The sequence below is a fragment of the Alteromonas sp. a30 genome (assembly GCF_026788005.1).
GTDB lineage: Bacteria > Pseudomonadota > Gammaproteobacteria > Enterobacterales > Alteromonadaceae > Paraneptunicella.
In genome coordinates this window covers 1-14,238 of sequence record NZ_JABEPE010000017.1, presented here as the reverse complement: position 1 = coordinate 14,238, position 14,238 = coordinate 1, and the positions used below count along the sequence as shown (strand labels likewise).

Here is a 14,238-nt window from a genome sequence, read left to right as displayed (position 1 = left end):
CAATATGAAATCTTTTACTAATATCAAGGCATTGGGCACGGTGTCTGACACAGAAATGCGCGATAATCCGCTACTGATGCATCACTGTTTTGAACGGTGGGCGCAACTGCTGGCGGATAGCGAGGCTGTGTTATCTGGTCATCAAACCCTTACTTACGAGCAAGTGAATTCGCGAGCTAATCAGCTAGCGCATTATTTGCAAAGCAAAGGTGTTCAAGTAGGGCAACACGTTGCCATTTGGCTTGAACCGGGCATTGAGCGGATTGTGAGTTTACTTGCGGTATTGAAAACCGGCGCGGTAGTTTGCCCAATGCATCCGACGTTGCCACTCGCGTTGATGGACGACATTCTTAGCCGCATTAGCAGCCCGTTTATACTTACCACGCAAACCCATTTGCAAAACGCCAATGCGTTAGATGCCAAGCAAAAACCGAAAGCGCTCAGCAAAACACAATGGCTGGTGGTTGACTCCTTAAGCGACACGTTAGCACAGCAAGCGTCCAGTAATTTATCGGTAGACATCCATCCGCTGTCACACGCTTATGTGATCCATACATCAGGTTCAACCGGCATTCCCAAACCCGTTGCCATGACGCACCGTGCCTTTAGCTATGAAATTCGTTGGCAAGTGCAACAGTCGCGCAATTATCAGCCGTTACGCACGGCGCAAATCGCTTCACTTGGGTTTGATGTATTTCTTACCGAAGTCATGTCATCGCTTGGTAACGGCGGTAGCTTAGTGCCTATTCCCGAAGCCGCGCGTACCGATGGCGCCGCATTGTTAGCGCTTATCAATGAGCATCAAATACAGCGCATGTTGACCTCGCGTATTGTGCTGCAAGGGTTAGCCGAAGAAGTGGCAAAAGGAGCAGCATTGCCATTATCACTGCAAGAAGTGATGTGTACAGGCGAGCAGTTAGTTATCACCCCAGAAATACGCCAACTTTTTAGCCAAATTCAATGCCGCTTGTATAACGAATATGGCATGTCGGAAAACCCTGTGGTCACTACTTATGAGTTAACTGGTTTGCCAGAAACGTGGCCCGAGCGCCCGCCAGCAGGCATTGTCAGCAGAGATACCGAGCTGCTTATTCTTGATGAGAAAATGCAACCGGTTACACAAGGTGAAGTAGGTGAATTGTATATCGGTGGCGAGTATTTAGCGGTGGGCTATTTAAACGACGAGGAAAAAACCGCAGAGGTATTTGTTGATCACCCTTTCGGTGAAGGCAAATTGCTACGCTCTCATGATATTGGGCAAATGGACGCGCACGGTGTCATTACGCTGCTAGGCAGGAACGATCGGGTGGTGAAAATCCACGGTGTACGCATTGGTTTGGGCGAAATTGAAAGTGCCATGAATCAGGTGAATGGCGTGAAAGAAAGCATCGTAGTGAAAGATGATGATTCCGAGCACGACAGGCTGATTGGGTATCTTGTGATGCACGACAACCAGAAAAAATCCGATACTCAATTACGCAAGCATTTAAGTGCCGTGTTGCCTGCCCATGCCATTCCTGCCGTGTTTCTTCAGCTCGACAACATTCCGCTCACACACAGCGGGAAGGTCGATAGAAAAGCGTTGCCAAAACCGAGCAATGAGCGCCCCGACATCGACACCGAATTTGTAGCAGCCAGTGACGATATTCAACAACAATTAGTGCGCTTGTGGAGCGCTGCACTGGGGTTACTCAAAATTGGCGTGAACGACAACTTATACGACTTAGGCGGTGATTCTATTAGCGCGGCGAAGTTAATCGAAAGTATTAATCAAGCGTGGTCGTTGAACCTCGACACCACAAGCATTTATCAATATCCAACGGTTTCCACGCTGGCAAAACACTTGCGCGCACATTTGGGCTTAAGCCAAGAAAATGAAGGTGTGCAGCCAAGTGCACTTGGTGTCAGGGCAGATGTGATTGCCTCGCGCCGTCAGCGCCGACGTCAAGCGTTTAGGCAAGGGTAGCGAGGAAGCGTCGTTGGGGAGTTATATGATGAACGAAATGCAAAATGCCATTGCGGTTATTGGTATGTCGGGCCGGTTTCCCGGCGCGAATACTGTGTCTGAATTTTGGCGCAACTTAGAACAAGGCGTCGAATCCATTCGTTTTTTTGAGCGCGAACAAGAACATGATATCGACAACGCAAGCTGGAACAATCCGCAGTTTGTGAATGCAGGCGCAGTGCTCGATAACATCGACCATTTCGACGCGGGCCTATTTGGCTATTCCGGCACAGAAGCGGAATTAATGGATCCACAACAACGCGTATTTATGCAATGTGCGTGGGAAGCGTTGGAAGATGCAGGTTACAACTGGCAGAGCTATCCGGGGCTAATTGGCGTTTACGCAGGTGCGGGCAATAGCCAATATTTCCGCAACAACTTGCACGCCTATCATCAGCAAGCGCAATCCAACGATCCAGTGAAATCCATGCTCATGGAGTTGGCAAACGAGAACGACTATCTAGCCACAAGGGTATCTTACAAGTTGAATTTGTCTGGCCCGAGTTTAAACGTGCAAACCGCTTGTTCAACCTCGTTAGTGGCGGTTCATATGGCAATTCAAGCGTTATTAAGCGGCGATACCGACATTGCCCTTGCTGGCGGAGTTCACATCAAAGTGCCGCATCGCACTGGTTATTTGTATCGCGACGAATTTGTGCAATCTAAAGACGGACATTGCTATGCCTTTGACGAACGTGCATCGGGTACCGTTTTTGGCAACGGCGCAGCCATTGTGGTGTTAAAGCTGCTGGAAGATGCCATTGAAGACAGAGACAACATTCACGCTGTTATTCGCGGTAGCGCTATTAATAACGATGGCGCACAAAAAGCAGGGTTTGTTGCGCCAAGTGCAATTGGCCAACAGCAAGTGATTGAAGAAGCGCTTAGCATTGCTAACGTTAACCCAACCAGCATTGGTTATGTGGAAACCCACGGCACAGGTACATTGCTTGGCGACCCCATTGAAATTGGCGCGTTGTCGGCCGCGTATTCCAGTGCTGCTGGCGGCACCGCATTTGCTGAGAAGTGTGCGATTGGCTCGGTAAAAACCAACATTGGTCACTTAGAAGAAGCCGCGGGCGTCACCAGCTTAATTAAAGTGTGCATGGCGTTAAAGCACCAAAAAATCCCAGCCAGCTTGAATTTTGAAACGCCCAATCCACGCATTGATTTCGATAACAGTCCGTTTTATGTGAACACTCAGCTCATTCCTTGGAAGTCCAACGATATTCCGCGCAGAGCAGGGATTAGTTCCTTTGGGATAGGCGGCACGAACGCCCATGTCATCGTAGAAGAATTCATCAATAAAAAATGAAACGTATAGGTTTTTGATTTGGTAACTAACATGTCTAAAAATGAAAAGTTGATTGTTCTTTCTGCACAAAATGCACAGCGACTCTTCGCAACCATACAAAAACTGGCGCAATTTCTAGCGTCGGACGAAGGTGCTCAGGCAGAAATTGAAAACATTGCCTATACCTTGCAAGTGGGACGTGTTCGTTTGGATACACGCCTTGCGCTGTTAGTGACCTCAACACAAGACTTAGCCAACCAACTGAATGCCCTCATCGCACAGCCAAACGATGCCAATGCCAAACCAAGCTGTGTTGCCATGCGTAACGCGGCAACGGTGGACGAAGACAGCCTTTTTGCCACTGTGCCTGTAATTACCGATAAAGCCAGTGCCGCATCCCAACTGAATATGGCCGACCTTTCAGATATTGCGGTACAGCAACTTCACGCAGGCATTCACTGGTTATTGGGTTTAGACGTGGATTGGGAAGCGTTGTATGACGGCGAAACCGCCGCATTACCAAAGCGCATATCCTTGCCGACTTATGCTTTTGCGCCGGATTCCTACTGGTTTGAAGCCGATGCGTCTTTGCTTGCCAAATCGCTGACGCAAGTTAACGACCACGATGCTTTGCCGTCGGCAATACATCCATTAGTGCAACGCAATGAATCAACGCTTTACGACTTGTGTTTTAGCAGCACGTTAAATGCCGATTCCCGTTTGCTGCAAGACTACAAAATTAATGGTGTTCCAACGTTATCCGCTGCGGTGTATTTCGAAATGGTTCACGCCGCAATTGTGCAATTGGTCGGCAAAGAAAACCTAGAAAGTAACCAAATAACCATAAACGATATGGTGTGGTTGCAACCATTTAAAGCGCATGCCTTAACAGCAGAAAACACGATTCGCATTGAAGTGAATTTGATTGATACGCAGCGTTTTGAGGTCGATATTTATCAGCCTGTAGAAGCAGAAAACCAACAAGAAGTCCTGTTTTGCCAGTGTTTAGCGAGTATCACCGCAAAAAATATCGCTCACAATTCGGCCGATATGGATGCCAATTGGAAAGCGTTATTAAACCAAAACAACACTAATAATAGCAGCGCCATATCAACACAGGATATGTATACGCGCTTTGCAGACGCGGGCTTACAGTACGGTCCGAGCTACCAAGGCTTAACTCATGTTGCGTTAGTTGGCGAGCAGGATGCCACGCAAGTGATCGCAAATATCGCCTGTTCCTCGCTAACATTCAGCAATGCAGAGTGCATGACGTTACCGCCGAGTGTTATCGATAGCGCGTTGCAGGCCGTCATGGCGCTGTGCTGGTTTGGTGATGAGAGTGAAAACGCCAGCAAACTAAACAATACGCTGGCCTTGCCGTACACTTTGGATTCATTAGATATTCTGGGCAAGTGCTCAGCAAAAGCCAAGATATGGGTGCGTTATAGCGACGATTTCAATATTGATGAACACGCTGAAAACCTCTTTATCAAGGTGGATATCGACATCGCGGATGTTGACTCGACTGTCTCAGAGACTCATGCCGCCGAGCCACGCGTAGTTGCTAAGCTTCGCGGCTTAACGGTGAAGGCTCATCCTGCCCAAGATCGCTTAAGCTTGGATCAAAATGTGGATTCTGAGGCTCATTTTGCCGAAAAAGCCCCGGAAACAGCCACTTCCGATGCCGTCCAGTTCAAAGAAAAATCACTCTTACTGCTCAAACAATTATTGTCGGAATCGTTAAGTTTACCGCCGGAGCGCATTGATGTTGACGCCGAAATGGAAAAATACGGGATCGACTCGGTATTGGTATTGGCGTTGACTGCAACACTAGAAAAAACCTTTGGTGCATTGCCCAAAACACTGTTTTATGAAGCGAAAACCATTCGTGAATTAAATGAGTACTTTGTTGAGAATCATGCCGAACAACTCCGTGTTTTATTGGGTGACATTGTTGCATTAGAGCAATCTACGCAATCCAGCGCCGTCATGACCGACGATGATGTAATAGAAAACGCAATGGCTCGTCGTCAGTCAACAAAAGCGAATAAGCAAGAACGCGCAACGAAAAATGGACTAATGCAATCTGGTTTCGGGCAAAATCGCATCATTGGTTCAGGCAAAATAGCCATCATCGGCTTGGCCGGAAAATACCCTCAAGCCAATGATTTAGACACCTTTTGGGATAACCTCAAAGCAGGCAAAGACAGCATTACCGAAGTGCCAGCAGATAGGTGGGATCATGACCGTTATTTCAATCCTGATAAAAACAGTGTGGGAACAACCTACAGCAAATGGGGGGGATTTATTGATGGAGTGGACCAGTTCGATCCCTTGTTCTTTGGTATTTCGCCGCGTGAAGCGGAAATTTTAGATCCGCAAGAACGCTTATTTTTAGAATGCGTTTATCAAACCATTGAAGATGCCGGTTATACCCGTGGGCAATTGGCGGCGCGTGAATCGTCAGTCGATGCAAAAACCTTGTCGGGCAATATTGGGGTATTCGTGGGCGTTACCTATCAGGAATACCACCTTTATGGAGCGCAAGCCCAAGAACAAGGGGACGGCATTGCGTTAAGTGGCAACCCGAGTTCTATTGCGAATAGGGTGTCGTATTTCTGTAATTGGATTGGCCCTAGTGTGGCGCTTGATACCATGTGTTCGTCTTCGTTAACCGCAATACAGTTGGCGTGTCAGTCGATCCGCAGTGGCGTTTGCGATATGGCGATTGCTGGTGGTACGAACGTTAATGTGCATCCCAATAAATACTTGCTGTTATCGCAAGATAATTTCACTGCCAGTAATGGCCGTTGCATGGCATTTGGTGAGGGTGGCGATGGTTATGTACCCAGTGAAGGCATTGGCGCGGTATTACTCAAACGCTTAGAAGAAGCCGAGCAAGATAGCGACCATATTTATGGCGTTATCCTGAGTGTTGCGGTGAATCATGGAGGTAAAACCAATGGATTCACCGTGCCCAACCCGCTCGCGCAAGAAGACGTTATTGTTAAAGCAATGGCGGAAGCCGGGGTTAAGCCGCAAGATATTAGCTACATAGAAGCTCACGGTACAGGCACATCATTAGGCGATCCGATTGAAGTTGCGGGGTTGACGCGTGCCTATTCAACACAAACCGATGCCACCGGTTTTTGCCGCATCGGATCAGTAAAATCCAATATCGGGCATTGCGAAAGTGCTGCTGGCATTGCAGGTTTAACTAAGGTGTTGTTGCAGTTTAAACACAAGCAATTAGTGCCGAGTATTCATTCCCAAACCTTAAACCCGCATATCGATTTTGAAGCCACACCATTTGTTGTTAACCGTGAACTTAGCGAATGGAAACCCGCATCACATGACAATAATAAGCCGCTTATTGCTGGCTTAAGCTCATTTGGTGCAGGTGGCAGCAATGCTCACCTAATTGTTGAACAATACATTGCGCAACCTGAGCAAATTCAGCACAAAGGGCCTTATGCCATCGTGCTTTCGGCGCGTAATCAGGCGCAGCTTAAACAGCAAGCTCAACAACTTTTAGATGCATTGGAGTCAGGTAAATATCAGGCGCAGGACATCGAACGCATTGCTTACACGTTACAAGTCGGAAGAGAAGCGTTCGATTGGCGCTTAGCCACAATCGTCACCGATTTAGCGTCACTCAAAGCAACCCTGTACGTTGCACTGGAGCAAGAACAATTAGGCTCGGCGCCTCAAAACGCTCCGAGTGTCAGGATTTTCAGCGGGAAAGTAAACCTCGACGATGAAAGCCTAGCCGCGCTGAAGTCGGAGGAGAATTTTGAGCAAACTCTATCGCATTGGATAGCGCAGCGTGACTTCGACAAGCTTCTGGCGGTTTGGGTAAAAGGGCTGGAAATCGATTGGAATGCACTTTATTCCGGCACGCCTATTCGTCGTATTAGCTTACCAACTTATCCGTTTAATCGTACTCGATATTGGTACGAACTATCGGGGAAAAATTATGTGGGGCAAACTCAGGGAGCCGCGTCTGTTGCAACGAGCCGCTCGGCATTGCATCCATTGTTACATCGCAACGATTCAAACCTCAATGCATTAACCTTTAGCAGTGTTTTCACCGGGGAAGAAGCGTTTTTAAATCATCATCGTGTGAATGAGCAGCCAGTGTTGCCCGGTATGACTTACATTGAGGCGGCTCGCGCTGCGGTAGCGCAATTAGTGGGTGAAAGCATTAGTGAATCGACGCAATTTGTGGTGTCTGATTTAGTTTGGATGCAGCCGTTCATTTGCTCCGAAGCGCACGGCAAAACCTTAAAAGTCAATGTTGAAGGCGTTGAAGTTCATGCCAACGAAAAGCTGGCTTTTGCGGTTGATTTCTACAAAGTGCAGCCTGAAGGTGAAGACTCACTGCTGTGCCAATGTATCGTCTCATTGCATTTACTGGAAAGCCGCGCATCTGAAAATGCCTTGGCTGAATCCAACGTAGCATCAATATTGGTTAGCGAAGCAACAAATGCAGCGTTAGTCATCGACCCTCAACGCTTCTACCAACGTTATCTTGCATCCGGCATAGACTACGGCCCTAGCCATAAAGGTTTAACGCATATCCAAGTAATACAGCGTGATGGTTTACCCGTGCTTTTGGCCGATATTGAATTGTTCGATGATGTGTTAGGCGATACCGCCAATATGATGTTGCCGCCGGGCTTGCTCGATAGTGTAGCGCAATCGGGTTTAGGCTTGACGTGGTTCGATGAAGCCGGCAATGAAAAAACAGATACGCCTTTAAGTCTTCCCTTTGCATTGGAACAAATAAACATTGTCTCGCGCTGCCCACACGCTATGCGTATTTGGGTTAGATACGCTGAAGGTTGTGGGCCTAACGACGCAGTAGAACGGTTGGATATTGATGTAGTCGACAACACCGGGGGAGAAAACCACGGTAAGCTCATTGTGCAGTTCCGTGGTTTTACGGCAAGGGCGGTTGGCGAAAATTCAGCTTTAAACTTGCCTACAAATGTGGATTCTGAGGCTCATTTTGCCTCCGAAGTTACCCGTGTTGAGCCTGAGCCACAGTATGTTTCTGTGAGTGATGATGCGTTTGATCCCATTCCTGAACGAGTTTCAAGCGCTAACAATGTCACTCAGTTGTATCGAAATTTGTGGCGAGAAGTTGATTTACGTCAGGCATCCAATGGCGTGTCTTACTCGCATCACGAATTAGTCGTATTAGGAGAAACCCTACAAGCTGCGCTTTCTCCACTTGAAGCCGATTTTACTTTTTTCGCGATGAAAGCTGCGTTGCCACAAGACAGCGTGCCTGAATATGAAGGGGGCAGTGCTGAACTCGTTGCGGCAAAGCGTTTCACCGTTATCAGTAACGAATTAATTGCATTTTTCCAAAACAAACTTAAAAACTTAGCCAAGGGTAAAACCCTAGTACAAGTGCTGTTCCCTTGCACTACGACGAATACCCAACAGGGGCTGCAAAGTGCCAGCAACGCCAATGCTTTCGCGCAATTATTGTGGGCATTAAACGGCATTTGCCGTACGGTTTGTCAGGAAAATCCACGCTTAGAAGTACAACTGATTGGCGTTGAACAGGTTTCGCATGATTCAGCAAATTCAGCACAAGCGCTGGCGAGCACACTCAAGCTCGTGGCCGATTCGGGGTATCGAGAAGTGCGTTTGGCATCGCTTAGCGATACCGCGTTACCTGCTGCACAAGCACACGATTGGGCGCTTATCGAACAGCTTGATAACAACAACACCGATTTTGTTTCTCGTGTTCAACAACCCGGAAATGTCTGCCTTATCACCGGAGGTGTGGGTGGTTTAGGTTGGCTATTTGCTCAGCACATTGCAAAACACAGCACAGGGGCCGTGCTGGTGTTAACGGGGCGCTCAGCACTAAATGAAAAAGCACAGAGCAAGCTCACGCAGCTTCGAGCGCTTGGCGTACAAGCCGAGTACGTGTCGATGGATGTTTGCGACGAAGGTGAAGTGGTGGGATGTGTTGCCCAAATCATGGCGCAATACGGCAAGCTAGATGTTGTTGTGCACAGTGCCGGTATTCTCTCCGATAGCTACCTCGTTAGAAAGCAGTTAGCCGATGTGAGTCGTGTATTAGCGCCCAAAGTAGAAGGCTTAACTCACCTCGATTTAGCTACGCAAAATATTGACTTAAAAGCCTTTATTACCTTTTCTTCCATAAGTGCGCTGGGTAATGCGGGCCAAGTGGATTATGCCACTGCTAACGCCTTTATGGATTCGTTTTTTGTGCAGCGAAATCAGTGGGTAGCCTCTGGCAAGCGCCGAGGCTTGAGTTTAGCCATTAACTGGCCATTATGGCATCCATCTGTTTCTGGTATGACGGTTAATGATGCGGTTCTAAAACAGATTGAAGATGAAGGTTGGGGGTTATTAACCGGAGATGTTGGGCGACTGGCCTTTGAGAAAAGCATTGAACTTGCCTTACAGCATTCCTTGTCGCAAATGTGGGTGTTTACAGGGCAAAAAGCAATGGTTCAAGGCTTCCTCGCTGAGGCTTTAACAGCGGGTGATGCAGCTAACACCAATAGTAATGCAGCGTTAAGCAAACCAAATCATGTCGAGATTAGTGAGGTGAGTGCGAGCCATGACAGCATGCAAACGCGGCTTATCAGGCAGCTTACTCAACGGGTCTGTGAGCTACTAAAACTTCGTGTAGAAGATGTTGACCTCGATACTGAGCTAAGCGACTACGGTTTCGATTCCATCACATTCACCACCTTTAGCAATGATATTGGCAACGAGTTTGGTATTAATATTCAGCCGACCATTTTCTTCGAATATCAAACCTTGAGCGAGTTTGCCGAGTACCTGCTAGAACAGCATCCACAGGCCGTTTCAGGGGTATTGGGTGAGGCATTGGTCAACACTGAAAACGCAGAGTCTCCAGCGCAAAAAAGCCCAAGTCAAAATGCCAGTGCAGTGAAGAGTGCTCAAGCCAGTTTATCGGATTCATCCGAGGCTGATGTGGGTAACGATAGCAATGCGCTTTTGCAAGCGTTGATCAAAAAGCTAACAGCAGTGGTTTGTGACTTACTAAAACTGCGTGCCGAAGATGTCGATATTGATACCGAATTAAGCGATTACGGCTTCGATTCCATAACCCTTACCACCTTTAGTAATGAGATTGGCAATGAATTTGGCATTAGTGTTCAGCCAACCATTTTCTTTGAATACCCAACCTTAGGCGACTTTGCGGATTACTTATTAGAAGAGCATGTCGCCGAGATGCAAAGTGTGTTTGCTGAAGCTGTTTCTGCAAGTGCTAACTCAACTAATGTCACTGCTGATAGCGCGATTTCTGACACGCTATCAATAGCGAAAAACAGCCGAAGTAAACGTACGCCGCGTGTTGCTCGTGTGAGAAAACCCAGTGTGAACTTAGGTGGCGTGCTTAACGTTGATGAGCCTAGTCATGGGAGTGAAAACAGCAAAATAGCGGTAGTAGGATTAAGCTGTGAATTCCCACAAGCCAAAGATGCTGACGCATTTTGGGATGTCCTCGCGCAAGGTCAGGATTGCATTGGTGAAGTGCCTGCATCGCGTTGGAGTTGGCAGGCAATTTACGGCGATCCGCAAAAAGAAGTGAATAAAACCAACGCCAAATGGGGCGGGTTTATCGATAATGCCGACAAGTTCGACCCATTATTCTTCGGCATTTCGCCAAGAGAAGTGGTGGCAATGGACCCGCAACAGCGTTTGCTTGTTACCCATGTTTGGCATGCGTTAGAGGACGCCGCTATTGTGCCTTCCAGCCTTTCCGGCAGCAATACGGCGATATTCCTAGCAACAGCAAGCAGTGGTTACGATCAACGTACCACCAGTGAAGGAATGGCGATTGAAGGCTTTACCGCTACCAGCATGTCGCCCAGCTTAGGCCCGAATCGGATCAGCTATTTATTGAACCTTCACGGGCCTAGTGAACCAGTAGAAACGGCGTGCTCAAGTGCATTAGTGGCAGCACATCGTGCAATTCGTTGCTTGCGTAGTGGTGAGTCAGACCTTGCCATTGCCGGTGGTGCAAACGTTATCGTCAATTCAGCAGAACACATTAGTTTCAGTAAAGCTGGCATGCTCAGCGAAGATGGTCGTTGTAAAACCTTCTCCAAAGCCGCGAACGGTTACGTGCGTGGCGAAGGCGTTGGTATTATCGTATTGAAGCGTTTGGCCGATGCTGAACGCGATGGGAACGCAATTTACGCCACCTTACTCGGCAGTGCTGAAAATCACGGTGGACGCGCCAACTCACTGACCGCACCAAATGTAAAAGCGCAAACCGCATTACTGGTTGCAGCCTACAAAGATGCAGGCGTATCACCCGACACTATTGGTTATATTGAAGCTCACGGAACTGGCACACCGCTTGGCGATCCAGTTGAAGTGAATAGCTTAAAAAATGCTTTTGCCACACTATTCGAAGGTGCAGGTTTACATGTTAATCAGCACCCAGCTTACAAGAACAAAACCTGTGCTTTAGGCTCCGTAAAAACCAATATCGGGCATTTAGAATTAGCTGCCGGTATTGCGGGCATTATTAAAGTGTTGTTGCAGCTCAAACATAAACGCCTTGTTAAAAGCTTGCATAGTGAAGTTATTAATCCTTACATTGAGCTGGATAACAGCCCGTTTAGAATCGTGCAACAAGCACAAGATTGGCCAGCATTTAACGATGCTAAAGGGCAACCTCTACCGCGCCGTGCAGGTGTTAGCTCCTTTGGATTTGGTGGCGTAAACGCGCACATTGTGGTGGAAGAATACCTTGCGCCTAATCAATCCGTTACAAGCCTACAAGCGCCATTTGCCATTGTGTTATCGGCAAAAACGCAACAGCAACTCCACGCACGAGCGCAACAATTACTCGATTGGTTACACGTTCGTGATTTAAGCCAGCCTCAGCACTTCGCGCGCGTTGCCTACACCTTGCAACTGGGGCGTGAAGCCTATGAATACCGCCTAGGTGCTGTGGTGAAAAACGCCGATGAGCTCATGCAAACCCTGAGTGAATTTTTGCAGGCTCAACGTGATAACGCAGGAAATGAAAAAGCGGCGTTGCCTAACAATTGCTTTGTAGGTCACACACAAAATATTGAAGATGACATTGCGCTATTTAATAACGATGTAGCGCTTCACAGCGCCGTAGAAACATGGGTTGAAAAGCGTCAATTTAACGAATTATTACGCTTTTGGGTGCGTGGATTAGCCGTGGATTGGCGCGCGTTTTATGGCGATGAGCATCTGCCATTGTGCCACTTGCCAACTTATCCGTTTGCACAAGAAAGCTTCTGGGTTGACGAAAACAGAGGGACCGTAAACGGGTTTATGAGTGCCGCAATACACCCCTTATTGCAACACAATCATTCCGATGCCTACGAAGTATGTTTTACCAGTGAATTTACTGGAAAAGAGACGTTTCTTGCCGACCACAAAGTGAAAAACAACCTTGTACTGCCGGGCGTAGCTTACATTGAGATGGCCTTAGTTGCCGCGCAGCAAGCGTTATCGCCGCAAGCGGGGCAAAGCTCAAAGAGCACCTCTACGCAGGCGGTAATATCTGACCTCGTGTGGCAAGCGCCTATCGCAATTTCACCTAATACCGAAGACGATAGCAACGATCAGGCTTCCATCAGCATTGATGTGGTGGTGGATGCCTTATCCAGTGACACGGCAAATATTGCGGTATTCAATACCTATAGCCTTGCGGATGCCTCAACAGATAAGCAATTCAGTGAGTGTCAGGTAGCGTTATATCGAGGTGATTTACAAGCCGAAGCGCTCAACATGGATTGGCATAGCCTCAACCAACTGCAAGCCAAAGGACGTGAAATAGCGGTTAGCGACTTGTATGCGCGATTTAACGAAACCGGTTTAGGTTACGGCAGTGCCTTCCAAGGCTTACAGCAAGTTAATGTGGTGTTTGAGAATGCCTTACCTCAGGTGATTGCGGATATTACCATAGATGATATTCGCCTTGGCAACACTCGCGATATGCAGTTGCCTTGCGGCATAATTGATAGTGCGTTGCAGGCGTCGTTAGGCTTAAGTTGGTTTGATGCTGATGGCAATGTAAACCCAAACACGCCACTCAGTTTGCCATTCTCATTAGCGTCCATTCGCATTCTTGGGCGTTGCCCAAGGCAAGTTAAAGTCTGGGTACGATACAGCGAAGGTTGCAGCCCAGAAGACGCCGTAGAAAAACTCGATATCGATATATTTTCTTTTGATGCACACACGCTTACGGATGCGAGAGACAGCAGCGGCTTTATTGTTGCACAGCTTAGAGGTTTTACCTCGCGAGTTGTTAATACCCACTTTGAAGATGTGCAACATGATGAAGGTACGCCATCAAACATGCCGCTTGAAATGAGTGCGGCGACCTCAACCAAAGCAACCTCCAATGACAACACTGAAGGCAGCGCCAATTCGGCATTGGCAGATAAGGCTTTGGTGTACTTCAAACAACAGGTTGCCAATTCATTAGGCATGTCGGTTGGGCAAATAGACGTTGATGCGCCAATGGAACAATACGGCATCGACTCACTATTAATCATCTCGCTAACGGGCGTTTTGGAAAAAACCTTCGGAGACTTGCCCAAAACCTTGTTCTTTGAAGTGCAAACCATTCGCGCGCTACGCGACTACTTCATGCAGCATAATATGCCCAAGTTGCAGAGTTTATTGGGCGATATTGTTGCGCTTGAGTCAGTGTCCAATGCAGAAGATTCGGAGTTGGCGCTTGCTCACTTAAAAGACTCTGAAAAACAAGGTGCTAATGATGTTGCAGGGTCGCAAAATGCGAAGGAAACATCTGTTAAAGCAACGCTAGTGACACGTAAATTACGTCGCCATCAAGCATTAAAAACCAGCGCTGGTGTACACGGCAAACGTCATCAAAAGGGATACATTGGCTCAGGGA

Annotated in this window: 3 protein-coding genes; all 3 read left to right on the top strand. The window is 47.7% G+C overall.

Annotated features, from left to right (window positions below; all coding sequences use genetic code 11):
- The first annotated feature begins 4 nt into the window (after positions 1–4).
- Positions 5–1,966 carry a non-ribosomal peptide synthetase gene (locus tag HJG39_RS15115; protein WP_268410259.1) on the top strand — a complete coding sequence of 654 codons (1,962 nt, stop codon included), beginning with the start codon at positions 5–7 and terminating at the stop codon, positions 1,964–1,966.
- Complete coding sequence (locus tag HJG39_RS15110) at positions 1,920–3,320, top strand: type I polyketide synthase (RefSeq protein WP_268410257.1); 1,401 nt, start codon at positions 1,920–1,922, stop codon at positions 3,318–3,320. Before HJG39_RS15115 ends, HJG39_RS15110 begins: the two co-directional genes overlap by 47 nt.
- A 30-nt stretch (positions 3,321–3,350) precedes the next feature.
- On the top strand, positions 3,351–14,238 hold a 10,888-nt coding region (locus tag HJG39_RS15105; protein WP_268410255.1), incomplete at its 3' end, for an SDR family NAD(P)-dependent oxidoreductase.